Here is a 22,972-nt window from a genome sequence, read left to right as displayed (position 1 = left end):
ATACCCTATCGGACTCTCGAAACGGTAATCAACGTTATGTCTCGGATCAGCTGTGACAAACCGGTACATCCGGCGGTCAGAGGACCACCTGTGCCAGCCCGAGGAAGATGAAAAACCCGAGGACATCGGTCATCGTCGTGATGAAAATCGTCGCCGAGGTGGCCGGGTCCTTCCCGATCTTATCGAGTAACAGGGGGATGATCGTTCCGAAGAAGCCGGCGATGACGAGGTTCAACACCATCGAGACCCCGAGAACGAGCCCCAACAGCGGGCTCTGGTTGAACACCGACGCGATGAGGGCAACGAGCACGCCCGTGATCAGGCCGTTCGCCGCGCCCGCGATCACCTCGTTGACGACCGCCCGACCACCGGTTGCGAGCGTGATCTGGTCGAGCGCAATCCCCCGGACCGTGACGGCCATCGACTGCGTGCCGGCGTTGCCGCCCATCCCGGCGACGACCGGCATGTACACCGCAAGCAGCGTGAACGCGGCAATCGTGTCCTCGAAGAGACCGACCATGGCTGCGGCGAGAAACGCCGTGCCGAGGTTGATGATCAGCCAGCGGTATCGGTATTTCACCTTCGTAAACGGGCCGTCGAGGATGCTCTCCTCCTCTTTGACACCCGTAAACTCGTACAGCGTGCCAGTGGCTTCCTCCTCGACGATCCGCAGCAGATCCTCCGCGTAGATGACGCCGATGATTCCCCCGTCCTCGTCCAGCACGACGACGGAGCTTTCCGGGTTCTCCCGGAACACGTCCGCGACGGTCGTATCCGCCGCGTTGTACGGCACGGAGGGGATCGACTGGACGCGCTCGGCGAGATCGACCTCCTCGTCGGTCATCGCCAGTACCTGTCCCGGGAGTTCACCGAGGAGGTCGCCGTCGTCGGTGACCAGAATCGTCGGGACCTCCCCGGTCCGGGCTTCGTGGCTGCGGACGCGCTCTGCGACGGTTTCGAGATCGCGGCTCGCGTCGACGGTGACGTAGTTCAACCGCATCAATCCGGCCGCGCTCTCGGCCTCGAAGCCGAGCAGATACTCGACCTTCTCGCGGCGGTCCTCGTCGAGTCGCTGGAGGACGGCCTCGCGGCGCTCGTCCTCGGCGAGGGCGAGTACGTCGGTCAGTTCGTCGGGGTCGAGCCGACGGACGAACTCGCGTAGCTGCTCGGTGTCCATATCGGAGACCACCCGCCGTTGCAGCGACTCCGGAAAGCGAAAGAACACCTCTCGCTTGCGCTCTCGAGAGAGTCTCCCGAACTCCGCCGCCGGCTCCGGAGCGGTGGCCACCGCCTGCTGAATGTCGTCTAACTCCGCCATTGTGCATTGGGAACTCCCACGGAACACAAGTAAGTTGGGAGTCAGCCGCCCGCCGACGGGGAAAAATACGCCGCCGCACCGTCCTCACTGTCGAGTTCGATCAGGCGCGGAGAGCCACACCGGCCACACCGTGGCGGCGACTCCGGCAGGGCAAAGACTGTCTCACACTGCTCGCAGGCGACGTACCGAAGGCCGAGCATACCGACAGGAAGGCCCGGAGACTCATAGTTCCCACCCGGAGATACTTTTAGGGGCGTGCCAGCCACAGGGAGAGATATGGCAGATCGAGTGTCTCACGAAGACGGCGCAATCTACGAGTTCACACCCGAGTTAGAGCCCGTGGCGACAGTCGAGTCGGACGCGACAGTGACCGTCGAGACCCGCGACAGCCTCGACGGCGCGGTCCAATCGGAGGAAGACGTGATCGAAGAGATTCCCGAGGAGGTCAACGCCGCCACGGGACCAATCGCGGTCGAAGGCGCCGAACCCGGCGACGTACTGGCCGTCGAAATCGAGGAGATCCGACTGGCGGAGGAGGCCGGTCGGGTTATCACCATCGACGGGTTCGGACTGCTCGACGGCGAGCCCGAAATCGAAGCGCCGGAGACCCGGATGACCCCCGACGAGGACGGCACCCTCTCCTTCGAGGGGATCGACGTGCCGGTCGACCCCTGTATCGGGACCATCGGTGTCGCCCCCGAATCGGACACTTATACCACGCTGACGCCGCACGACCACGGTGGCAACCTCGACACGACTGACATGACCGCCGGATCGACGGCGTATTTCCCGGTCTTCCAGGAGGGGGCGATGCTGGCGATGGGCGACTGCAAGGCGGCGATGGCAGACGGCGAGATGTGCGGCACGGGCTCTGAGATTGCGACCGAAATCGACGTGACGCTGTCGGTGATCGACGACCCGGCGACCGAAATCGAACGGCCCGTCGTCGAGACAGCGGAGCACTGGAAACCGCTGGCGAGCGCCGAGACGCTGGAGGAGGCCTGCAGACTGGTCAACAAGGACGCAATCGAGTTGCTGGCCAGCGAGCACGACATCGACTCGACGGAGGCGTACATGCTGTCGAGTCTCACCGCCGACCTGGAGATCAGCCAGGTCGTCGATCCGCTCGTGACCGTTCGAGAGGCGGTCCCGAAGGCGTATCTCTCCGATCCGTTCTGAGATGCCGGCAGCAACGCGAGGAAGGCGGTCCTTTATGCCGGTCCCGTCGTAATGACTGGCAATGTCATCGTTGTCCGGACGGACGGTCGCCGTCGTCGGCGGGGGATTCGGCGGGCTTTCGGCGGCCTGCTATCTCGCCGACGCGGGCGCTGACGTACGGCTGCTCGAAAAGAACGACCAGCTCGGCGGCCGGGCGAGCCGACTCGAACGCGACGGCTTCAAGTTCGACATGGGGCCGTCGTGGTATCTCATGCCCGACGTCTTCGAGCGGTTTTTCGCGTACTTCGGCCACGAACCCGCGGACTACTACGACCTCGAACATCTCGATCCCCACTACCGGATCTTCTTCAAGGACGGCGATCAGATCGACATCCGCGGCGACCGCGAGGAGATGCGCGAGCTGTTCGAGTCCTACGAGGAGGGGGCGGGAGACGCCTTCGAGGAGTATCTGGACACGAGCAGAACACATTACGAGACGGCCATGGAGAAGTTCGTCTACGAGGATCGCTCGCGGCTGCGAGACTGGGTCGATCCCGAGGTCATGAAAGCCGCGCCCATCGGACTGCAACTCACGGGCTCGATGCAGGACTACGTCGACGAGTACTTCGACAACCCCAAACTGAAGCAGATTATGCAGTACTCGCTGGTCTTTCTCGGCGGCGCGCCGAAGAACACGCCGGCGCTGTACAACATCATGAGCCACGTCGATTTCAACCTCGGCGTCTACTACCCCGACGGCGGCCTCGGTGCGGTCGTCGACGGCGTCGTCGAACTCGGCGAGGAACTCGGCGTCACTTACGAGACGGGAAGCGAAGTGACCAGCCTCACCAAGGGGCGGGACAACTTCATCGTCGAGGTCGAGGACGGCGCTCGCGTGCTCGAACCAGACAACGTCGTCGTCAACGCAGATTACAGACACGCCGAGCAGGAGCTACTCCCGGAGCACGAACGCCAGTACGACGAGGAGTACTGGGAGGAGCGGACCTACGCCCCCTCGGCGTATCTGCTGTACATGGGCGTCGAGGGCGACGTAGAGCCACTCGAACATCACACCCTGGTGCTGCCCGAGGACTGGGACCCACACTTCGAGCAGATCTTCGACGATCCCACCTGGCCGGACGAGCCAGCCTACTACATCTGCGTGCCCTCGAAGACAGACGACAGCGTCGCGCCGGAGGGGCACAGCAACCTCTTCGTCCTCGTTCCCATCGCCCCCGGGCTGGCCGACGGCGACAGCATCCGCGACCAGTACCGGGAGAAGATCCTCGACGACATCGCCGAACACACCGGCGTCGAGTTACACGACCGAACCGTCGTCGAAGAGCAGTTCGCGGTGTCGGATTTCGTCGACCGGTACAACGCGACGGAGGGCACAGCGCTCGGACTCGCACACACGCTCCGACAGACCGCACTGCTTCGCCCCTCGAACCGGTCGTCCGCGGTCGACGGGCTGTACTTCACCGGCTCGTTCACCACGCCGGGAATCGGCGTGCCGATGTGTCTGATCAGCGGCCAACACGCCGCCGAGGCGCTGGTCGAGGACGCTGCCGCCGTCACGCAGTGATCGGCCACATTAAAGAGAACCGACGACCGAAACAGTACCGTGATAGACGTCAGCGACCGTCTGAGCGCGCTCGCGCCCTCCGAGCAGACGCTGGTGGGGTATCTCTTCTGGCTCTCCCGGCCCCGCTTTTGGTTCTATCTCGCCGGCCCGGTGGTCGTCGGTGTCGCCTACGGCGCCTCCTCGACGGCGGAGTACTTCACGCCGCTGACGGTCGCGCTGTTCGCGTACTTCCTCGTCCCCGCGAACGTCTTCCTGTACGGGATCAACGATCTGTTCGACGCCGACATCGACGAGGTGAACCCCAAGAAGTCAGACGAGGGCCGAGAGGTCCAGTACCGCGGCAGCAGGTCGGTGACGGTCATCGTCGTCTGCTCCGCACTTGCCGCCGTCGTCTTCGTGCCCGCGCTGCCGACGGTCGGGGTCGCGGCTCTCGCAGGCTTTCTGCTCCTCGGGACGACCTACAGCGCACCGCCGGTCCGGTTCAAGACGACACCGCTTCTCGATTCGATCTCGAACGGGCTGTACATCATGCCGGGACTGGTCGCGTACGCGGCGCTGGCGGGCGAACTCCCCCCGACGCTCGTGATCGTCGGCGGGTGGCTCTGGACGATGGGGATGCACACCTTCTCGGCGATTCCGGACATCGAACCGGACCGGGCGGCCGGAATCCAGACCACGGCGACGGTACTGGGTCGGGACCGGACGCTGGCGTACTGCGCCGGATGCTGGCTCGCGGCGGCGGGCGCGATGGGCGTCGTCCACCCCTTCTTCGCGGCGGTACTGGCTATCTATCCGCTCTTCGTCGTCGGAATCGTCCTCGCCTCCGTCGACATCGACCGGGCGTACTGGTGGTTCCCGGTGCTCAACACGGTCGCCGGTGCACTGCTGACGATGGCCGCAGTCTGGAGGCTCACCTATGCCTGAGCCGGAAGGCGAGTCGACGACCCGAGAAGTTCTCCGGCGCGCGCTCTCGGATCGGCGCGCCTTCGAGCACAGCCTCGACAGGCTGATCGGGGACAACCGGGTGACGATTGCCGTCGTCTTCCCCGTCGTCGGCGCGGTGATGCTCCTGGCGAGCGCAGAGGGACTGCTCCCCGACCCGCTCGCGTTCAACCCCTGGCTGGTCCTCTGTGGCGTCGCGGTGATGCGACTGCCGCTGATCGGCGGGCTCGCGCCGCTGGTCGACCGGCGGGCCGGAATCGCGCTGGGACTGCTCGTCGCGTACACCTACGGGATCGAGTACCTCGGTGCGACGACCGGGTTGCCCTACGGCGAGTTCAGCTACGAGGTCTCGCTCGGCCCGATGCTGTTCGGGACGATCCCGTGGGCGCTGCCGCTGTTTTTCATCCCGCTGGTACTGAACAGCTACCTGCTCTGTGTGCTGCTGTTCGGCGAGCGAGCGCGCTCGGCGGCCGTCCGTCTCCCCGTCGTCGCCGCGATGGTCGTCGCAATCGATCTCGTCCTCGACCCCGGCGCCGTGGCGCTCGGCTTCTGGGAGTACGAAGCCGGGGCCTACTACGGCGTCCCGGCGCTCAACTACGCCGGGTGGGTGCTGAGTTCGGTCGTCGCAACCGCGCTGATCGATCTGGCCTTCGGCCGAACGGAACTCATCGAGCGGATCGGTGACTGCGAGTACGTGCTCGACGACATGGTGAGTTTCGTGCTCTTGTGGGGATCTATCAGCGCCTTCTACGGCGCGTGGGTGCCCGTGGTGATCGCCGCGTGTTTCGGCGCGGCGCTGTACCGGCTGGATCGGTTCGACTTCCCCGTCGGGCAACTCGTCCCCGGACGCTGATTGTACCGGGGTCGGAGGGGCGAGTGACGGTAGTTGTTAGTACTCCGCAAACACTATGTGGGAGTGAGTCGCTGACACGGTATGGCACCGACAGGGCCATCACAGTGGGGGAATCGAACGGCTGGGAGGCCAGCAGAGACAGACCAGGAGGAGACCGCCGGAGGCCGCTTCGGTCGGCGGTCGTTTCTGCGGCGAAGTGCGGTCGCTGCGGTCAGTTGTGGGACGCTCGTGGGGGCGAGCGGAACGGCCGCCGCGGGCGGACTGACCGACGGGGAAGGCGAGAAGGCCGCCGCTCCGAGCGACTATCAACGCGTGTCGACGCGGGATCACTTCGACAGCGACGGGAACCTGATCAACGGCGAGACGGCGTACAGCTACGACGTCGAGGGATCGTTACCGGACTCCTGGGGCGAGGAGACGCTGACGCTTCTGATCCACGGGTTCAAAAGCTCCGACGAGGACGACGACGATATCGACTCGGGGTACGAGTGCCAACTCGCCCTGGAGGCGAACGGCTACACCGGCGACACGGCCGTGTTCACGTGGGACGCCGACAAGGGCGACAGCCTCGACCTCGGGTGGGCCGACGGGAAGACAATCGCGGAGAAAAACGGTCGCAAACTCGCCAACTTCACGCAGTGGTACACGAACACCTACGGCGTCGATATCCGGTGGATTGCGCACTCTCTCGGGGCACGGGTCGTGCTGTTCGCACTGCAGTCGCTGACGGAGGACTACGATCAGGCGAACGCCGTCGAGTCCGTTTCCTTGCTCGGCGCTGCGGTCGAGGAGGACGACGTATCGACGGACGCAGGCTGGTTCGACAGCGAGTACGGTCAGTATATCGAGTACGCGGCCGAACAGTGTGACAACTTCTACGACGACGGCGACGAGGTGCTGGAGTGGATCTACGAGACGCGGGAGTTCGAGGACGCTGCCGGCGAGAAGGGCTGTGACGGTCCGGAGCCGGCGAATTACACGGACCACGATGTCGGGGATATCGTGCCAACTCACTACGACTACTACATCCGGGACGTGGGCTGTATCCCGCAGGTCGTCGAGAAGTGGTGACCGCTATTTGACCGACGGCACGCCGTGTTCGGCGTCGTCGGAGGTCGTCTCGTCGGCCGGGACGGCACTGACCCGGCGGAAGACGGTGACAGGATCCTCGTAGCGCCGCCAGTTCCACCACGTCTTGGCGACGAGATACAGTTTCCGCGGTTTCGACAGTTCCGGACGCGTCGAGAGCACGTCGTAATCCTGTTTGCGGATCAGTCGGTGGTGTTCGGCGTACAGCACCGCCGCCAGGACGACCGCGAACTGGCAGTCCTCAGGGAGATACTCGATTCCGGCGACCCCCTCGCGATACCGCTGCTCGGCGCGTCTGAGTTCGGACTGGATGGCGCGGCGGAACTCGGGGCTCGGTTCCTCGCGTTCGATCTGCTCGGGGGAGACGCCGTAGCGGTCGAGGGTCTCCATCGGGAGATAGATCCGGTCGAGTTCGCGGATGTCCTCACGAACGTCTCTGAGGAAGTTCGTCAACTGGAAGGCCTCCCCCAGCGCCATCGCGTGTGGGCGGGCCTTCTCCGGGTTGTCGGCGTTCATGATCGTCGTCATCATGTTGCCGACCGCCGCCGCGGATCCTCGCATATACCCTTTTAGATCCTCGTAGGTCTCGTATCGATCCGTCTCGATATCCGCACACATCGCGTCGATGAACTCATCGACCTCCTCGTCGGCGATTCCTTCCTCCGCTCTGATCTCCGAAAACGCCTCGATCACCGGCTCCTCCGCCGGCGCGTCACCGAGTGCGGCCGCACGAATCTCCTCTAACCGCTCGCGCTGGCGGTCTGGGGACTGCTCCGAACCGTCGTCGACCACCTCGTCTGCGACGCGGAAAAATCCGTAGAGCACGTAGGTCTGCTCCCGGATCCGCTCGGGAAGCAGCCGTGTCGCGTAATAGAAGGTCTGGCCCGTCTCGCGGTGGATGGCCTTGCCCCTATCGCGCTGAGTTGTGTTCACAATATCGTATTGGGCCTGTCAAAGTTAAAGTTGGTTGTTGTATTGAAGTAAATTTTTCCGGTTTGCCGGCCAGCGAGTCCACGCCGTTGGGAGTGTGAGCGCCGTCAGGCGGACCGGGAAGAAGATGTCAGATCAATCAGTCGCGTACCCCAGCGCGGAGTCGATCCGGCCGAGTTCGGGGCCGGTCGTCTCCGAGCCGACGATGTAGCCGTAGTCGTTTGCGATCAGCCCCGAGCCGACGAGCGGGCCGCCGTAGTTGATCGTCCCGATGTCGGCCGGCACGCCGAGATGCTCCTCGATCCGGTCGAGTTCCTCGTCGGTGGCCTTGGGGTGACAGAGGACGCCGCGACCGGTCGTGACGGCGGCGGTCCCGACGGTCTTGACGCCCGCGATATCCCCGCGTTCGACGGGTACGTCGAGACCGTCTTTGATCCGCTGGATCGCCTCACGTGGGAGATCCGGATGGACGTACGCGCCGGTGTCGTTGACGAGGACGACGTTGCCGGCCGCGTTGATCCGGCCGGGTAGCTCCGTGACCGGGAGATCGACGGCCGCCTCGATGCGCTCGATCTCGCGGTCGGTGGCGCGGTTGCTGACGAGCAACCCGTTCGAGTTGCCCGCGACGAGCGAACCGACGGTGCCGGAGCCGCCGATCGTCGTTTCCACGACCGGGACCGAGAGTTCGTCGCCGCAGTCGGTGACGAGATCGTCGTCGATGTCGGGGCGAACGAGCAGACTGTCGTTGGTCGCCCGGGCGAACACGCCGATGTACGGCGACCCGGAGAATGCCGCGCGGAGCACCGTTACTCTGCGACTTCCGCTTCGACTGCGACCTCGCCCTCTTCCTCGAACCGGGCCGCACGGATCCGGATCGAACTCGGCGGCGAACTCCGGCCGTTCGACCAGATCTCCTCGTTGATCGAGGGGTCGAGTCGGACGACTTCCTCCTCGACGGAGAAGTGCTGTGCGAGGTGTTCGCGGACGATCGACAGCGCCTTGTCGGCGGCGTCGGTGTTCGATCCGCGCTTGGCGTCGCGAAGCGGGACGGTGACGACCCGCTCCTCGAAATCACTCGCGCTCATTCGTCCGTATCACTCCGCCGCCAGTGTCGTCGCTGCGGGTTGCGCATCACGTCGCGGTCGGTCTTGACCATGACCCACGCCGGAACGCGGCTGTTCTGGTTCTCCAGTTTCGCCAGTCGCTTCTTTTTCGCCTTCGATTTCTTGCTCATAGTACCCGTTTCTATCCCGTGCCGGCATAAATGTGTGTCCCTTTCCCCGGAGCAAAAACGGGCCGCTCCGGCCGGACAGCAACCGCCAACAGCCGTCACCGCATCAGAGTTCCGCCTCGATGTCTGCGCTCTCGTCGGCGTCGGTTTTGAACGCGTCGACGGCCTCGTAGAGTTCGTCGCCCATGTGGCTGATCCGCTCGGCCCGGCGAGCGACGTTGTCGGTCGCCTCGGCCTGCTCGTTGAGGCCGTTCGAGATCTCCTGGATCGCGGCGGTCATCTCCTCGGTCAGTCCGGCCGCGTCGTCGAGAACGCCGCTGACCTCCTCGGTGTTTTTCGCCTGTGACTCGACGGCGTCGCTGATCTCGTCCAGCCCCTCGCTGGTCAGCTCGGCGCGCTCGTCGATCTGTTCGAGTCGGTCGACGAGGTCGTCGACGACGTCGGCCCCGCTCTCGACCTCGCTGTTCGCCTCGTGGATGCTCTCGACCAGGTCGTCGGTCTGGTTCTGGACGTTCTCGATGATGTCGGCAATTTCGGCCGCCGACTCCTGGGATTCCTCGGCTAACGACTTCACCTCGTTGGCGACGACGGCAAAGCCCTCGCCGGCCTCGCCTGCGCGCGCGGCCTCGATGTTCGCGTTAAGTGCGAGCATGTTGGTCTGTTCGGCGATGTCGGCGATGATGTCGACGATCTCGTTGACCTCCGCCATGCTCTCCTCCAAGGAGTCGATCCGGCGCGCAACCGTCGAGGTGGCGTCGGTCGCCTGACGGATCTGCGTGCCGGCCGCACTCGCCTCCTCGACGCCGTCTGCCGCGAGGTCCGCGACCTCCGCCGACTGCTCGTCGATCTGCTGGACGGAGGCGGTGACCTCCTCGATGGAGGCGGACAGCGAGTCGACGTTCTCGCTGGCCCGCTGGGTCTGTTCGGCCAGATCGTCGGCCCCGCGGGCCATCTCCGTCGAGGAAGCGTCTATCTGGTCGACCGCGCTGGTCACCTCCTCGCTGTTGGCCGTCAGATCGTCGCCGGCGTCGGCGAGTTCGTCGGCGTCGGCGGTCAACTGTTCGATCACCGCCCGGATGTTCTCGACTGCGGCCACCAGGTTCTGGTTCAGTTCGGTGAACTCCTCGTAGATCTGGTGGGCCTCTTCGTACTCCTCCGTCGGCGGATCGACAGTCGGGTCGATCGTCAGGTCGCCGTCGGCCAGTCGCTCGACTTTCCGCTGGAGGTCGTCCGTGACCGCGTCCTGGTACTGTTCGAGGTACTGCTTCTTGCGGCGCTGTCGGTTCCGCTCGGACACGTCGCGGTCGACCAGCATCGCCCCGATGAGTCGGCCGTCGTCGTCGTACAACAGCGTGACTGTCCGTTCGACCGGCGTCTCCTCGTTGCCGACGCGAATCGTCTCCTCGCGCTGTTGGATGTCCTCGCCTCGTTCGAGCGCGGTCGCGACTACCTCGCTGGCGTCCTCGTTTTGCAACTCGCCGGGACGGCGCCCGACCGCCTCCTCCTCGGTGCAATCGTAGAGGTCGAGCGCCTGCGAGTTGATATGCGTGATCTTCCCATCCCCGTCGACGACGGTCGTCGGTGCCTGCAACCCGTCGAGGATACTCCGGACGAGCGCCTGCATATCGTCGGAGCGACGTGGCTCGTCGGTTGTCGACGCCGAGGAGTCGTCGACTGCGCTCGTCTGATCGCCCTGGGTCGCCGCAAGCGTGGTGGTGAGTAGCTCGAACATGGCTGGTTCACGGCCGATATATGTGAGTCGTTCACAACCCATTAAGAGGGTTTCCCCCACGTTATCACAGAAGATACCGTTATCGTCAGTTGGCGTGGAAAAAACTGAACAGTCAGTCAGGATCGTCCGAGTCCGTCCGGCGCTTCTCGAACTCCTCGGCGAGTGAGCGAATCTCTGCCGTGTCGAGGTCGCCGCGGTCGGTCGCGTACGCGTCGATCAGATCGGGAGGGGTACGCTCGAAGGTCGGATTCCGCGCCGTGATCGATGGGTCACCGTCGTAGAGTTCCCCGGACGGTCGGGGTTCGGGTTCGTCACTGCTGGAGGGGGCAATCTTATCGACCGCCGCACAGACGACGACCGGAATACCGGCCCGGGCCGCGACGGCCGCCGCCGGTCTGGTGCCGACCTTGTTCCGGACGGAGCCGTCTGGAAGGACCGCATCGGCACCGACGACCAGACCGTCTGCGCCCCACGACTCTAGCTGTCCGGGAAAGGCGGCGTCGGTCGTGAGCGTTACCGGGAGATCCGGGGAGAGCGCCTCGGCCACCTCGATCGCCTCTCGCCCGGGGCGAGATTCCGGCAGTAACACCGCCGCCGGGTCGGCGGTCTGGAGCGCCTCGACAACGGTACCAGACCGCGAGAGCGTGGCGATGCGGGCACCGTCGAGCCGCGGTCGGAGCTGTTTCGCGGCCCGCTCGTCGGCGGCGACGGCACGGCTGATCTCCTCGATTGCCGCCGACTCGACGGCCCCTGGTTCGATCCCAGCGGTATCGGTAACCCGACTGATCCGGTTCGCGAGTACGGTCATCGACGGCCGGGCGTCGAGAAGCGCCCGGGCGAGGGCGCGAACGTCGTCGGCGGTGCTGCGGTCGTCACCGCGTGCCAGCAAGCCGGCCTCGTCACGGAGCACTTCGAGCGCCCGGACGGAGAGGTACGCTGATCCGTGTTCGCGGTCAGATTCGACGGTTTCGACGGTCGGACGAACGCGGTCGTACGAGTCCCAGAGCCGAAGCACCGTCTCGCGGTCGAGAATCGCCGTCGCTGGGACCCACTCGGCGGCCGTGTGCTCCCAGTCGAGATCGACCGTTCTGGTGGGGCAGTCGAACAGAAACGGACGCACGACCCAGCGGACATCGAGTTCAGAATCCGCGACCGAAAAGGCGTCGCCGGAGCGGACCAGCGAAAGCAGGTCGGGGTCGAGTCCCGTCTCCTCGCGGATCTCCGCACGGATTGCGCCCCGGTACGGATCTTCGTCCTCCGCGTGGTCTTCGACGTGTCCCGCGATACCGCCCCAGCGCCCTCGGTACGAACCGACATCCTCGCTTCGCTGGAGCAGGAGGATCTCTCCGTCGTTGCGGAGAAATCCGGTGACAACCTCGCGTTCGTCCATCGTGTCCGCCCGTTATTTTTCGCGCTCGACGACGAACTCGGCGAACTCCCGCAGGAACTGCTTGGCCTCGCTGTCCGCGACGTCGGCCGCCTCCAGCGAGTCCAGAGCCTTGCTCGATTGCTCGCGCGCTCGTTGCGTAGCCTCTTCGGGGGTCAGATCAGTCACCTCGACCAGCGACGGCCGCTCCATCTCCGCGTCTGTTCCGGTCGGCTTGCCGAGTTGTTCGGCGTCGGCCGTCGCGTCCAGCACGTCGTCGCGCATCTGGAAGGCGACACCGACGCGTTCGGCGTACTGGCCGAACGCCTCGACGGTGAAGGGGTCGGCATCGGCGGCAATCGCGCCGAGTTCGGCCGCCGCGCGAAAGAGCGCACCGGTCTTGCGACGTGCCAACTCCATGTACTCCTGTTCGGTGACCGGTTCGCTGACCAGTTCCATCGCCTCGCCTTCCCCGAGTTCGACCATCGACTCCGCGACGGCCTGCATCGCCCGCTCGTTCTCCGAGAACAGCGCGAAGGCCTCGCCGATCAGTCCGTCCGAGGCGGTGATGGCGGGGCCGTAGCCGAAGGCCGTCCACGCGGCGGGCGTTCCCCGGCGCAGTTCGGATTCGTCGATGATGTCATCGATCACGAGCGAGGCGTTGTGCACGAGTTCGATTCCGACAGCGTAATCGAGCGCTTCCGCAGTGTCGCCGTCGAGCGCATCGCAGACGAGGACAGTGACCGTCGGCCGGACGCGTTTCCCACCAGAGAGGGTGACGTGGCGCATCTCCTCGGTGAGTTCGTCCGGCTCGGTCTCCGCGAGTACCGCTTCGAGCCGTCGCTCGATGCGGTCCCGCCGTCGATCCAGATACTCCATTACTGCACAGTAGGGACTTGAGTCGCAAGTACGTGACGAACCGGATCGAACCGCGAACGTCGGTGAAACGGTATAAAAAGAAGCGGCACTGCGAGTGCGGTACCGTGTTTTACGCCCGACGGCGGGCAACGAACGCGAACGCGACGAGGGCGACGGCGGCGACGACGCTCGTGAATCCGGGACCGCTCCCGTCGGAGCTGTCCTCGGAGCTACTGTTTGCGGATTCGAGCTGGGATTCGAGTTCACTGATCCGCTGTTCGCGAGTGCCGAGCTGAGATTCCAGCTCGGAAATCTCCTCTTCCCGGTCGCTGAGTTCCGAGCGCAGTTCGTCGATTTCGTTTCTGGCCGCCGAGAGTTCGGCTTCGAGCAGTGTCGCCTCGGAGACCATCGCCTGTCCGTTGAGCCGGGACTGCTCGTAGCCGTTGCGGACACTGTCGACCTCGGAGTCGTCGTACGTCCCGTAGAACTGGACGGTATCACTCGCCTGCGAGAGCGAGACGAGCGCCGACCGATCGACGGTGAGGGTCAGGGTGTTGCCGGAGAGTTCCGCCTGGTCGACCCCCAACCGTGCGGACGTTTCGTTCATGAGCACGAACGACGAGTCGTTAATCGACTCGACCGCGTCGGGGACCTCGTATTCGAGGGTCGCGGTCTCGTTGCCCAGCGAGATTTCACCCGCGCCGACTGATCGGGTCGCTCTGCGGATCCGGTCCTCCGCCGGCGGCGTCACCGTCCCCTGCTGTTCGATGTACTCGACGGTCGCCGTACCGTACAGTTTGAGCGTCCTGTCGACCGTCTCGAACTGGGAGAGATACTCCCCGCCGGCCATATAAGAGTTGACCGTCACCTCGTAGGTCTCGTCCATCTCGATCGGCTCACCTTGGATGTACACGTCGGTGGCCCGCTGCTCGGCGTTCGGTCGGTCAACGAGTTCGTAGGTGATACCGCTGACCTGCAGTTCCGCCTGCGCGCCGAAGTTCGCGTCCGGCGGGGTCGCCGTCATCGAGAGATACTCGACGATCTGGCGACCAGTCATCTCCTTGGTCACGAGCGTGTTTCCGAACGGCAGCGACGTGTACACGTCGTCGTACGTGATCTCGCCTTCGTCGATGACGAAATCTCCGCGAATCCCGCCGGCGTTAGTCATGGCCACGTCGGCGCCGGTCTCCGCGAGGAACGCGTCGCCGATGATCCGTCCCCATCCGGTGTCGTCGGCGTAGTTGGAGCTGAACCGCGAGTCGAGCGGTTCGGTCGTCTCGCCGGCGACCTGCGAGAGATCCTCCGATCGGCCCTCCTGGACGATACTGTCGGCGGTTTCGTTCGTCGACCACTGCCCGGATTCGAGGCTGTAGAGGCGGCCGCTGTTGAAACCGACTCCGCCCTCGGTGACGCTGAGGTTGACCTCACCGATATGCGAGGCGACGCCGCCGGCTTCGACGATGACCGTCCCGGAGGTGACCTGTGGCTCGTAGAGAATCTCGTCGTCACCGGTGACGATCACGTCGATGTTCTCCGTGTTGTTCGCAATCTCCTTGGATTCGGGGACGCCCGTGTGGGTGAGTGCAACGACGACATCGACGTTTTCCTCCTCGCGGAGCGTGGTCGCGACCTGCCGGCCGGCTTTCGACCAGTCGGTGACCTCGTAACCGTTCTCCTCGAAGTCGACCGCCGTCTTGCCCTTGATGGCGTCGTCGACGAGCCCGAGGATACCGATCTTGACGCCGCCGCGTTCGACCGTCGTGTAGTTCTGGGTGCCGGGCACGTTACCGCCGTCCTCGGCCCGGACGTTCGCGAGCAGCCACGGGAACTCGGACTGCTCGCTGAAGTTCGAGACGGCCTCGAAGCCGTAGTCGAGGTCGTGGTTGCCGATGACCTCCGCATCGGGGTCCATCACGTTCAGCACCTCGACGGGGACGCGCCACTCCGAGACCGCCGAGAGCGAACTGGGGCTGACCTCGTCGCCCCCGCCCACGACGAACGCGGGGCCGTCACTCGCCGCCCGGCGGTCGTTGATCGCACCGACCAGCCGCCCGACTGACTCGTTGTCCGACATCGCCGTCTGAATATCGTTGTACTGGATGATCGTCACGTTGGTGCCGTCGGTCGGTTCGACGGAGTCGTCGACCTCCGCGAACGTCCCGCCCTGTGGGCCGGTCACTGCTGTGCCCGCGGCCGCTCCCGGAACCGTAGCGAGCAGGACCAGGGCCGCCAACGCGAGCGCAACTGTTAACGATACACTTCGCCTGTGAGCGCGACGCGACTGCGTCGACCGCTGTGAATCCCACATTACGGGTCTGATGACGGAAACAACCGACAAATGTTTTGATATTTCGGATACGTACCGGACAGACGGATATATACCCGTATTTTTGTCAAATCTATTCGTAATCTCAAGTTGTCTAACTAGAGCGATCAAGTTGCGTGACACAGCGTCCCGATCACCGGAGATTGTCGGTTCAGAGAACAGAAGGCCTCGTCGAGAGCCCGGTCAAGTCCGGACAGAGCCTGTCGGTCGTCGTGCAATTCGCAGCACTTGTACTGGCCGCCGGTTTTATATCCACCTGTCTCCAATGGCATGAAGAACTACATGTATGGAAACACCCCGTTTGGCGAGGAGTCGTCGGATATCGAGCTGAGTGCCGAACAGCGCAAACACCTCCGACGGGAGCTTTCGACCGTCGCGGACCGGACGCGTGACCTGCTCCCGAGCGAGTTCGTCGTCGGCTCCGAACTCGTCGACGGCTCGAACGGTCCGCAGGCGACCGTCGCCGTCCAGCCGCCGGTCGGCGGCATCGTCAGCGCGAACTGCTCGCTCACTGACGAACTGACAATCGACGAAACCCAGCAGGAGGACCTCGCCGTCGGACTGGCCGCCAGCGCCGCCCTCCAGGTCAAGCAGGCACAGAAAGGCGAACGCTCGGCCGTCGCGCGATAACTGGGTCTCGTTACTCCGCTCCCGGCGGCTGACCGCCGGGCTGTTTGTTCGGGGGACGGTAGAACAACGTGTACACCATGCCACCGGTCGCGGGGACGCTGGCGGCAAACAGCGACCGTGAGAGCTCCGCGACCGGCGAAAGCCCGACCACGAGTCCGACCAGCAGGACCCCCCCGATCACTGCCAGCGAGATGTCGTGTCGCGTGAAACTGTATTCACTCAACTGTGCTGTCATACTATGTCTTCAGACCGGCATCTAATTAAATATTATTACCGAGTTCGGTCTTGGTGATCCGGCCCACGATATTGTCAGCGATAATCGGGGAGCCAGATATACAACAGTCGACTCACAATGCGGGGGTAGATGATCGAGGCGCGGGAGCTTCGCAAGGAGTACGGTGGGTTCGTCGCCGTCGAGGGGAGCACGTTCAGCGTCGACTCCGGAGAGGTGTTCGGCGTGATCGGTCCGAACGGGGCCGGCAAGACGACGACGCTGAAGATGCTCGCCGGCCTACTCGATCCCACGAGTGGGAGTGCAGAGGTGGCAGGCTACGACGTGGCCGAAACGCGGATGCGACACCACCTGGGCTTTCTCCCCGAGGAGTCCCCGCTGTACGAGGAGATGACGCCGATCTCGTATCTCTCCTTTTTCGCGGACCTCTACGATGTCGACGGAGACGTGGCCGAACGGCGGATTCACGACACGCTCGACGACCTCCAGCTGGAGCACCGGCACCGCCAACTCGGTGACATGTCCAAGGGGATGAAACGGAAAGTCGCCATCGCGCGCTCGCTGATCAACGACCCCGAGGTGTTGATCTACGACGAACCGGCCAGCGGGCTCGATCCCCTGACGACGAACTACATCATCGAGTTCACCGAACGACTCGCCGAGGAAGGCAAGACGATCATTTTCAGCGCACACAACCTCTTTCACGTCGAGTCGATCTGTGATCGGGTCGTGATCATGAACGAGGGACAGATCGTCGCTCGCGGTGATCTCGACCAACTCCAACGGGAGTACGGCGAGACGACATATCACGTATACACGACCGTCGAACTGGCTGACAGCGTCCGGGAGAACGGGCGGTACCGGAGCGTCGTCCAGAGCATGGACGCCGTCGAGGAGATCCGCGCGTCGGCGGCAGAGGCCGGTGGGGAGGTGATCGACATCCGCACCGAGGAATCCAGCCTCGAAGAGGTGTTCCTGAACGTCGCGGAATCCGGGACGGGCGGGAGCCGGTACGTCGAGGGGGAGGAGCCGCAGTGAACCCGCGCAAACTGCTCCGCATCGCCCGCTGGGAGGTACAGAAAAACGCCGGCGGACTCGACCGTCGAACCGTCGCGATCACCGTCGCCGTGATCGTCCTGTTCGGAGCGGTCTCGCCGCTGATCGCCTCCGGCGGGGCGGGGCTGGAAGAGGACATCTACCGCGTGAGCGTCGACGAAGACAGCCAGTACTACGGCGTCGCGGCCGACGATCCCAAGTTCAGAATCGTCGACGGGGGCGAGCAGGCACTCAGAGACGGCGAGATCGAACTCCTGATCGACGGCAGCGCCATCCGCATCGCAGACACTCGAAAGGGTTCGGCGGCGTTCTCGGAGTTTCGGGACAGCATCCAGGCGTACAACAACGAACAGCTAGCGATGGAGTCCAACCAGACGGCCGCCTTTCCGATTCAGGTGACCGTGGAGTTCCGCGAGCAGTCCGCCCCCGGACGGGACAACGGGTCCTCGACAGGCGGTGAGACGACCGATGGAAGCGATGGCACCGACGGCGGAACGACCGACGGCAGCGACGGCTCCGACGGAGACGGCACCGACAGCGGGACGGGCGACGGCACCGACGGCGGAACGTCCGGCGGGACCGACGGCGGCGACGGAACGAGCGACGGGTCGGCGGTCGGCAGCGCCACGCCTCCGCTGGGAGACGACGAGATCAGCGGCTCGCCGGCCGACATCAACCCCCCGTTCCCGTTCCAGTCGCTCGTGCTCGCCTTCGTCTTCGTGATCCCGCTGAACTTCCTGATCCAGGCCTACGGTTCGACGATGCTCTCCGAACGGCTCAACCGACGCGGGGAGTTGCTGCTCGTCTCACCGGTCTCGCGGCTCGACATCATCGGCGGAAAGACGCTGCCGTATTTCGCCGGGGCGATAGCCGTCGAAGGAGTGATCGCCGCGGCGCTGTACTACATCGCCCAGGGCGGGTTCGGTGGGGCGATTTCGCTGTTCGCGATCACGCCGATCGTGCTGCTGTTCCTCTCTGCGACTTTCCTCGGCGCGATGTTCGCACGGTCGTTCAAGGAACTGACGTTCATCACGGTCACGATAACGGTCGTCCTGACGAGTTACGCGTTCGTGCCGGCAATTTTCACCGACTCCGGCCCGGTTGCGCTCATCTCGCCGCTCACCCTCGTGGTTCGGGAGTTGCAGGGCGAGGCCCTCTCGCTGTCGGCGGTGGCGTTCTCGACGCTGCCGCCGTTTCTGACGGCCGGACTGTTTTTCGGCCTCGGATCGGGGCTGTACCGCGAGGAAGATCTGTTCGACCAGCGCTCGATCACGGGGAAGGTCCTCGACGCGCTGGCGGTTCCGATCTCCCGGCCGTACCACGTCGGGATCATGACGATCGTGCTGATCCCGTTCGTCTTCGTGAGCCAACTGCTGGCTATCGCGCTCGTGTTCCCGATTGCCCGTGGCTCGCCGGAGATCGGACAGGTGCTCATCCTGATCGTCGTCGCGGTCGTCGAGGAGTTCGCAAAGAGCCTGCACATCTACGCCGCGCACAGCCACAACACCTTCGAGCGGACGAGGCGGGTGGCGGTCGTGCTCGGCATCGCGAGCGGGATCGGCTTCTTCCTCGGGGAGAAGATCGCCCTGCTCGGGCAGTTAGTCGGGCTCTCGGAGTTAGATCTCGCCCGACAGGCGCTGCAGGGCGGGAACGTCCCCGAGGGGCCGGTCGTGGTGCTGTTCCTGTTCGCGCCGCTGGCGCTGCACGTCGTCACGGCGACGATCTCCTCGGTCGGGGCCCTCGGCAAGCGGCGACGGTATCTCGCCGCGGTGGCTGCCGCGATTGTCGTCCATCTCGTCTACAACCTAACGGTGGTGAACGTCGTTGCGTAACCAACTCAGCGCACTGACCTCGGACAGCAGGATCACGATTGCCGGCCGGGAGATCACGGCACTGAGCCGCGAGAAGACGATCGTGCTGGCGCTTGCGATTCAGCTGTTCATCGCGGCGTTCTCCTCGTTTCTGGTCGTCGGTCTGACCTCGCTGTACGACCCCTCCGCCGAGGGAGGCGAGATCGCGGTCGGGATCTCCGGCGACGAGCGAGAGAAACTGGCCCGGGTCGCGGCGGAGACGGAGGGCGTCGATCCGACGGTCTACGAGAGCCGAGCGGCGGCGCTGTCCGAGTTCGACAACCGCAACCTCAACGCGGTGTTACACACCCGGACAGTACAGACCGACCGGGGGACCCGTATCGCGGTCGACGTGGAGGTGCCGGCCGATAGTCTGGAGACGACGCTGATTATCGTCCGGGTTCGGGAGCTACTGCTGGAGTTCGAGCGGCAGGAGCGGCGGTTCCGGGCCGAGAGCCTGGAGTTCTCGCCGGTGGATATGCCGGACGAACAGGAGAACACCGACGACTTCACGCAGTATTTCAACTTCACGTACACGATCCTGCTACCGCTTCTGTTGTTCCTGCCGCCGTTCATCAGCGGGTCGGTCGTCGTCGACTCCGTGACCGAGGAGATCGAGCGCGGGACGCTGGAACTGCTCCGGGTCGCGCCCGTCTCGCTGACGGAGATCGTCGACGGCAAGGCCATCGGGATGATCCTGATCGCCCCGCTGCAGGCGATTCTCTGGCTCGCCCTGCTGTGGCTCAACGGAATCGCCATCGCGAACGCGGGGCTGTTGCTGTTGCTCGTCACCGCAGTTGCGACGCTGACGGTCGCCATCGGGCTCTTTTTGGGCCTGGTAACCGGGACGCGACAGAAAGCCCAACTGCTGTACTCGACGCTCGTACTACTGCTTTTCGGCGCCGCTGCCGTCCTGCCGGAACACCCGGCTTCGACGGCCGCCTTGCTCGCCGTCGACAGTCCGACGACGCTCACCGTCGGCCACGTCGCTGGACTCGCCGTCGTCGCGGTGATCGGATTCGCCGCGGTCCGGCAGTACGTCGACGGCCTCGATCCGGAGTCGCTCTGACCGTCACGTCACGGTGAGTGTCGCGGTCAGGGCCGCCCCGTCCGCGAGCGCCTCGACCAGATCACGGTCGAGATCCGCCGCCGCGGCCGTCGCCTCCACCGCAATCGTCCGGTCGTCGTCGACGTACTCGCTGGTCCTGACGACGGCGCTGCGCTCGCTCTCGAAGCTCAGATCCGGGTCACCGCGGGCGGTCACGACGGCGGTGTGTCCCGCCGCTTCGAGTTCGATCCTGATCGTCGCGTCTGCGTCCTGACAGGCCGCGACGAACTCCTCGTCGAAGTCGGCGGGAACCCGGTCGGCCTCGATACCGATGATGCAGTCGCCTGCCAGGGTGAGAAAGTCGTCGCTGGTCAGTTCGAGCGTGCTCGTGTGTTCCGCACTGACGTTCTCGTGACCGACCGCCCGGAGTCGTTCGCGAAGCCCACTCATCGGTCACTCCTCCGTGAACGGCGAGTAACTATGTTGCGATCCGCACGGCGCGGGCTCAGATGAGGGTGGCGCTGTACGCCAGCATCGAGAGCACCATCAGCCCGACGAGAAACAGCGCGATGATCTGTTCACTGTCCATACCAGGTGTTCTGCGGTTGATGCATTAGCTTTTTCGCTCACGGCTCGCGGGCAGCAGAGTTATCACAGAGACAGTCCCAGTGACAGTATGGCGAGAGGCTCGGGGATGGCGGTTCTCGAACTGCTGTTCGTGTTTTTCCTCGTCTACCTCCTCCAGATCGTCACCGCGTTCGCCGGGATCGTCGCCGAGTTGTTCGTCCTCTCGGCGCCGGTCTCGGAGAACCCGTGGACGGTCGTGACGAGCATCTACGCGCACAACGGACCCGGACATCTGCTCTCGAACGCCGTCGCGCTGGTGGTGTTCGGCTGGCCGGTCGCACGCGCGACAACTAAGGTACGGTTTCACCTGTTCGTCGTCGCCAGCGGCTCCATCGCCGGCGTCACACAGGTTCTCGTGAGCAGTGCCGGCGGGGTTCTCGGGGCCAGCGGCGCGGTGTTCGCGCTGCTCGGCTATCTGCTCGCGGGCAACCGGCTGTCCAGTTCGCTCGCCCGGATCGTCCGCCTGCCGACCTGGGCGAGTCTCCTCGTCTTCGTCGCTATCGCCGCGGTCGTGACCCTCGCGACAGCCAGCCCCGGGGTCGCGCTGATCGCACACTTCGCGGGCCTGTTAGTCGGGCTACTGGCTGGCCGACTCGGTCTGCTCGATACCGGATCGTCCCACCAGGGGACCGATCCGGCGCACGCCTGATCGCGAGTCGTTCTCGGAGCAATACGTTCAAGCCCGGCGGGGGCGAATCCCGAACCAATAGATGGCCTCCGGTATCCGCGCGACGATCGCATTCGCAGATCCTGGCGACTGTCCAATCGCGGCGACGGCCGGACAGGTCGACACGCAGATCGATCAGGTGTCGACCTCGGTCGGCTTCGAGGGGACCGACAGCGTGACCGAGTTTCTGGCCCCGAGCGAGATCGAACCGCCGGCCGGGGTCGAACCGATCTTCTCGTACGGCACCGAGACGATCTATCGGACCACCCACGACGGCGAGGAGTGTTGTCCCTGCGAGTGTCTCGGTCGCCACGGCTGCCCTGTCCACCGGTATATCGCAGAGGAGGGGAGCCTGACGCTCGTCTTTCACGCGGGTGATTTCGATACCCTGCAGACTGTCGTCGGGGAGCTTCGAGACCGGTATCCGCCGGTGGACGTGCAGCGACTGTTACAACCGCCGCTGGAGGGGACGCCGGAGGACAGGGTGTTCGTCAACCGCGGACGGTTGACCGGCCGGCAACTCGAAGTGCTCGAAACGGCNTACGAGATGGGATACTTCGAGCGGCCGAAACGGGCGAACGCGACCGAGATTGCCGAGGAACTCGGAATCGCGCAGTCGACGTTCACGGAGCATCTGATGACCGCACAGCGAAAACTCCTCGACGACGCGCTCGAAACGGAGCGACCGTGAGCCGGCCGCTCATGAAATAGCTTAAGGCCCCGAAAACACATGTCCATGACGAAGGAACAATGAGTCTAGCCCAGGAAACAGAGATGTCGGCGACGGAGATCGACGAGTTTCTCAGCGGGGCGGAAACGGGTGTCCTCGCCCTCGCCCGCGACAACGAGCCGTACTCGATTCCGATCTCCTACGGGTACGACGCCGAGACGCGTGCGTTCTATATGCGGCTGGTTTCGACCCCGGACAGCGACAAGCGGCGGTTCCTCTCCTCCGAGCCCCAGGCGCGACTGGTCATCTACGACGAAAACGAGCCACAGACCCGGTACCGGAGTGTCCTCGCGACCGGAACACTCGAACAGATCGAACCCGACGAGATGTCTGTCGAAGAGATCGAACAGTACGGCGAGGCCCGGCGCCCGCTGTTCGAGATCTGGGGTGCCGGAAAGGACGAACTCGACATCAAACTGTATCGACTCGAACCGGAGGAGTTGACCGGCCGCCGAACCGAAGTCGACCGCGATTTCTGAGCGGACAGTCGGAACTCACTCCGAGAACTCGCTTTCGTCGACTGCGGTCGCACAGACTGGACAGCCGTTGCTCTTGATGGCGTCCCGCATCGTCTCGTTTACATCGATCTGTTGCCCACACGCGGAACACGTGAACTCGTACTCTTTCATGGATCGAGATCGGCCTCCTGATCGTGTCTCGGGCTCTGACATCCGCTCTGTCGCCTCTTAGTTCGAGTATACCGGCCTATCAGCATAGCAATGGGACCAGTATATACTGGTTGCT

At 64.4% G+C, this 22,972-nt stretch carries 25 protein-coding genes; 12 read left to right on the top strand and 13 right to left on the bottom strand.

What is annotated here, in order from left to right:
* Window positions 1–76: 76 nt before the first annotated feature.
* Window positions 77–1,318, bottom strand: coding sequence for a magnesium transporter (locus tag GRX03_RS10865; protein ID WP_159764238.1), 1,242 nt, complete (start codon window positions 1,316–1,318; stop codon window positions 77–79).
* 41 nt (window positions 1,319–1,359) lie between these two features.
* Window positions 1,360–1,518, bottom strand: a complete 159-nt coding sequence (locus GRX03_RS16570) for a hypothetical protein (protein ID WP_201289223.1) — start codon at window positions 1,516–1,518, stop codon at window positions 1,360–1,362.
* A 76-nt stretch (window positions 1,519–1,594) separates the two neighbouring features.
* Between GRX03_RS16570 and GRX03_RS10860 the strand changes: the two genes are divergently transcribed.
* The 5 genes from GRX03_RS10860 (at window position 1,595) to GRX03_RS10840 (ending at window position 6,927) form a co-directional block, all read left to right on the top strand.
* Window positions 1,595–2,497 carry an acetamidase/formamidase family protein gene (locus GRX03_RS10860; RefSeq protein WP_159764237.1) on the top strand — a complete coding sequence of 301 codons (903 nt, stop codon included), beginning with the start codon at window positions 1,595–1,597 and terminating at the stop codon, window positions 2,495–2,497.
* A 61-nt stretch (window positions 2,498–2,558) separates the two neighbouring features.
* Window positions 2,559–4,061: a phytoene desaturase family protein gene (locus GRX03_RS10855; protein ID WP_159764236.1), complete on the top strand. Its 1,503-nt coding sequence runs from the start codon at window positions 2,559–2,561 to the stop codon at window positions 4,059–4,061.
* A 39-nt stretch (window positions 4,062–4,100) separates the two neighbouring features.
* Window positions 4,101–4,985: a prenyltransferase gene (locus GRX03_RS10850; protein ID WP_368278338.1), complete on the top strand. Its 885-nt coding sequence runs from the start codon at window positions 4,101–4,103 to the stop codon at window positions 4,983–4,985.
* Window positions 4,978–5,856: a bisanhydrobacterioruberin hydratase gene (gene cruF / locus GRX03_RS10845; RefSeq protein ID WP_159764235.1), complete on the top strand. Its 879-nt coding sequence runs from the start codon at window positions 4,978–4,980 to the stop codon at window positions 5,854–5,856. Before GRX03_RS10850 ends, cruF begins: the two co-directional genes overlap by 8 nt.
* A gap of 81 nt (window positions 5,857–5,937) precedes the next feature.
* Window positions 5,938–6,927 (top strand): DUF726 domain-containing protein, encoded by a 990-nt coding sequence (locus tag GRX03_RS10840; protein WP_159764234.1) that lies wholly within the window; start codon window positions 5,938–5,940, stop codon window positions 6,925–6,927.
* 3 nt (window positions 6,928–6,930) lie between these two features.
* Here the strand turns inward: GRX03_RS10840 and GRX03_RS10835 are convergent, their stop codons facing one another.
* The 8 genes from GRX03_RS10835 to GRX03_RS10800 form a co-directional block, all read right to left on the bottom strand.
* Window positions 6,931–7,881: a phytoene/squalene synthase family protein gene (locus GRX03_RS10835; RefSeq protein WP_368278398.1), complete on the bottom strand. Its 951-nt coding sequence runs from the start codon at window positions 7,879–7,881 to the stop codon at window positions 6,931–6,933.
* A gap of 129 nt (window positions 7,882–8,010) precedes the next feature.
* Window positions 8,011–8,679: a translation initiation factor IF-6 gene (locus GRX03_RS10830; RefSeq protein WP_368278335.1), complete on the bottom strand. Its 669-nt coding sequence runs from the start codon at window positions 8,677–8,679 to the stop codon at window positions 8,011–8,013.
* 2 nt (window positions 8,680–8,681) lie between these two features.
* Complete coding sequence (locus GRX03_RS10825; RefSeq protein WP_159764233.1) at window positions 8,682–8,960, bottom strand: 50S ribosomal protein L31e; 279 nt, start codon at window positions 8,958–8,960, stop codon at window positions 8,682–8,684.
* Entirely contained in the window at window positions 8,957–9,109 is a 153-nt protein-coding gene (locus GRX03_RS10820) for a 50S ribosomal protein L39e (protein ID WP_159764232.1), read from the bottom strand. The genes GRX03_RS10825 and GRX03_RS10820 overlap by 4 nt, the downstream gene beginning before the upstream one ends.
* A gap of 103 nt (window positions 9,110–9,212) precedes the next feature.
* A complete protein-coding gene (locus GRX03_RS10815) occupies window positions 9,213–10,838 on the bottom strand; it encodes a methyl-accepting chemotaxis protein (RefSeq protein ID WP_159764231.1) in 1,626 nt (541 codons plus the stop codon).
* Window positions 10,839–10,950: 112 nt separating this feature from the next.
* Window positions 10,951–12,228 carry an NUDIX domain-containing protein gene (locus GRX03_RS10810; RefSeq protein ID WP_159764230.1) on the bottom strand — a complete coding sequence of 426 codons (1,278 nt, stop codon included), beginning with the start codon at window positions 12,226–12,228 and terminating at the stop codon, window positions 10,951–10,953.
* Between the two features lie 12 nt (window positions 12,229–12,240).
* On the bottom strand, window positions 12,241–13,083 hold the full coding sequence (locus GRX03_RS10805; protein WP_159764229.1) for a polyprenyl synthetase family protein: 843 nt from the start codon (window positions 13,081–13,083) through the stop codon (window positions 12,241–12,243).
* 109 nt (window positions 13,084–13,192) lie between these two features.
* Window positions 13,193–15,241: a 5'-nucleotidase C-terminal domain-containing protein gene (locus GRX03_RS10800; protein ID WP_368278332.1), complete on the bottom strand. Its 2,049-nt coding sequence runs from the start codon at window positions 15,239–15,241 to the stop codon at window positions 13,193–13,195.
* Window positions 15,242–15,670: 429 nt separating this feature from the next.
* Here GRX03_RS10800 and GRX03_RS10795 point away from each other — a divergent pair, with 429 nt between their 5' ends.
* Window positions 15,671–16,018, top strand: coding sequence for a DUF5811 family protein (locus tag GRX03_RS10795; protein ID WP_159764227.1), 348 nt, complete (start codon window positions 15,671–15,673; stop codon window positions 16,016–16,018).
* Between the two features lie 10 nt (window positions 16,019–16,028).
* Here the strand turns inward: GRX03_RS10795 and GRX03_RS10790 are convergent, their stop codons facing one another.
* Window positions 16,029–16,253 carry a hypothetical protein gene (locus tag GRX03_RS10790; RefSeq protein ID WP_159764226.1) on the bottom strand — a complete coding sequence of 75 codons (225 nt, stop codon included), beginning with the start codon at window positions 16,251–16,253 and terminating at the stop codon, window positions 16,029–16,031.
* A gap of 129 nt (window positions 16,254–16,382) precedes the next feature.
* Between GRX03_RS10790 and GRX03_RS10785 the strand changes: the two genes are divergently transcribed.
* The 3 genes from GRX03_RS10785 to GRX03_RS10775 are packed head-to-tail and all read left to right on the top strand — an operon-like array spanning window position 16,383 to window position 20,225.
* On the top strand, window positions 16,383–17,288 hold the full coding sequence (locus GRX03_RS10785; protein ID WP_159764225.1) for an ABC transporter ATP-binding protein: 906 nt from the start codon (window positions 16,383–16,385) through the stop codon (window positions 17,286–17,288).
* Entirely contained in the window at window positions 17,285–19,138 is a 1,854-nt protein-coding gene (locus GRX03_RS10780) for a PrsW family intramembrane metalloprotease (protein WP_368278331.1), read from the top strand. Before GRX03_RS10785 ends, GRX03_RS10780 begins: the two co-directional genes overlap by 4 nt.
* Complete coding sequence (locus GRX03_RS10775; protein ID WP_201289222.1) at window positions 19,131–20,225, top strand: ABC transporter permease; 1,095 nt, start codon at window positions 19,131–19,133, stop codon at window positions 20,223–20,225. Before GRX03_RS10780 ends, GRX03_RS10775 begins: the two co-directional genes overlap by 8 nt.
* A 3-nt stretch (window positions 20,226–20,228) precedes the next feature.
* Here the strand turns inward: GRX03_RS10775 and GRX03_RS10770 are convergent, their stop codons facing one another.
* Window positions 20,229–20,654 carry a DUF371 domain-containing protein gene (locus tag GRX03_RS10770; RefSeq protein WP_159764224.1) on the bottom strand — a complete coding sequence of 142 codons (426 nt, stop codon included), beginning with the start codon at window positions 20,652–20,654 and terminating at the stop codon, window positions 20,229–20,231.
* Window positions 20,655–20,880: 226 nt separating this feature from the next.
* Between GRX03_RS10770 and GRX03_RS10765 the strand changes: the two genes are divergently transcribed.
* The 3 genes from GRX03_RS10765 (at window position 20,881) to GRX03_RS10755 (ending at window position 22,707) form a co-directional block, all read left to right on the top strand.
* On the top strand, window positions 20,881–21,480 hold the full coding sequence (locus tag GRX03_RS10765; RefSeq protein ID WP_159764223.1) for a rhomboid family intramembrane serine protease: 600 nt from the start codon (window positions 20,881–20,883) through the stop codon (window positions 21,478–21,480).
* 61 nt (window positions 21,481–21,541) lie between these two features.
* On the top strand, window positions 21,542–22,189 hold the full coding sequence (locus tag GRX03_RS10760) for a helix-turn-helix domain-containing protein (protein WP_159764222.1): 648 nt from the start codon (window positions 21,542–21,544) through the stop codon (window positions 22,187–22,189).
* 59 nt (window positions 22,190–22,248) lie between these two features.
* Window positions 22,249–22,707 carry a pyridoxamine 5'-phosphate oxidase family protein gene (locus tag GRX03_RS10755; RefSeq protein ID WP_159764221.1) on the top strand — a complete coding sequence of 153 codons (459 nt, stop codon included), beginning with the start codon at window positions 22,249–22,251 and terminating at the stop codon, window positions 22,705–22,707.
* Between the two features lie 15 nt (window positions 22,708–22,722).
* Here GRX03_RS10755 and GRX03_RS10750 read toward each other — a convergent pair whose 3' ends face one another.
* Window positions 22,723–22,857 carry a DUF7560 family zinc ribbon protein gene (locus tag GRX03_RS10750; RefSeq protein ID WP_159764220.1) on the bottom strand — a complete coding sequence of 45 codons (135 nt, stop codon included), beginning with the start codon at window positions 22,855–22,857 and terminating at the stop codon, window positions 22,723–22,725.
* Between the last annotated feature and the right edge of the window lie 115 nt (window positions 22,858–22,972).

The sequence above is a fragment of the Halovenus carboxidivorans genome (genome assembly GCF_009831575.1).
GTDB classification, from domain to species: domain Archaea; phylum Halobacteriota; class Halobacteria; order Halobacteriales; family Haloarculaceae; genus Halovenus; species Halovenus carboxidivorans.
The sequence above is the reverse complement of the archived record's forward strand: the minus strand, read 5'-3'. Positions and strand labels throughout refer to the sequence as shown.

Coding starts and splice junctions, on each gene's coding strand:
- GRX03_RS10865 (WP_159764238.1), bottom strand. CDS start 1,318: ATGGCGGAGTTAGACGACATTCAGCAGGCGGTGGCCACCGCTCCGGAG.
- GRX03_RS16570 (WP_201289223.1), bottom strand. CDS start 1,518: ATGCTCGGCCTTCGGTACGTCGCCTGCGAGCAGTGTGAGACAGTCTTT.
- GRX03_RS10860 (WP_159764237.1), top strand. CDS start 1,595: ATGGCAGATCGAGTGTCTCACGAAGACGGCGCAATCTACGAGTTCACA.
- GRX03_RS10855 (WP_159764236.1), top strand. CDS start 2,559: ATGTCATCGTTGTCCGGACGGACGGTCGCCGTCGTCGGCGGGGGATTC.
- cruF (WP_159764235.1), top strand. CDS start 4,978: ATGCCTGAGCCGGAAGGCGAGTCGACGACCCGAGAAGTTCTCCGGCGC.
- GRX03_RS10840 (WP_159764234.1), top strand. CDS start 5,938: ATGGCACCGACAGGGCCATCACAGTGGGGGAATCGAACGGCTGGGAGG.
- GRX03_RS10825 (WP_159764233.1), bottom strand. CDS start 8,960: ATGAGCGCGAGTGATTTCGAGGAGCGGGTCGTCACCGTCCCGCTTCGC.
- GRX03_RS10820 (WP_159764232.1), bottom strand. CDS start 9,109: ATGAGCAAGAAATCGAAGGCGAAAAAGAAGCGACTGGCGAAACTGGAG.
- GRX03_RS10815 (WP_159764231.1), bottom strand. CDS start 10,838: ATGTTCGAGCTACTCACCACCACGCTTGCGGCGACCCAGGGCGATCAG.
- GRX03_RS10810 (WP_159764230.1), bottom strand. CDS start 12,228: ATGGACGAACGCGAGGTTGTCACCGGATTTCTCCGCAACGACGGAGAG.
- GRX03_RS10805 (WP_159764229.1), bottom strand. CDS start 13,083: ATGGAGTATCTGGATCGACGGCGGGACCGCATCGAGCGACGGCTCGAA.
- GRX03_RS10795 (WP_159764227.1), top strand. CDS start 15,671: ATGTATGGAAACACCCCGTTTGGCGAGGAGTCGTCGGATATCGAGCTG.
- GRX03_RS10790 (WP_159764226.1), bottom strand. CDS start 16,253: ATGACAGCACAGTTGAGTGAATACAGTTTCACGCGACACGACATCTCG.
- GRX03_RS10785 (WP_159764225.1), top strand. CDS start 16,383: ATGATCGAGGCGCGGGAGCTTCGCAAGGAGTACGGTGGGTTCGTCGCC.
- GRX03_RS10770 (WP_159764224.1), bottom strand. CDS start 20,654: ATGAGTGGGCTTCGCGAACGACTCCGGGCGGTCGGTCACGAGAACGTC.
- GRX03_RS10765 (WP_159764223.1), top strand. CDS start 20,881: ATGGCGAGAGGCTCGGGGATGGCGGTTCTCGAACTGCTGTTCGTGTTT.
- GRX03_RS10755 (WP_159764221.1), top strand. CDS start 22,249: ATGAGTCTAGCCCAGGAAACAGAGATGTCGGCGACGGAGATCGACGAG.
- GRX03_RS10750 (WP_159764220.1), bottom strand. CDS start 22,857: ATGAAAGAGTACGAGTTCACGTGTTCCGCGTGTGGGCAACAGATCGAT.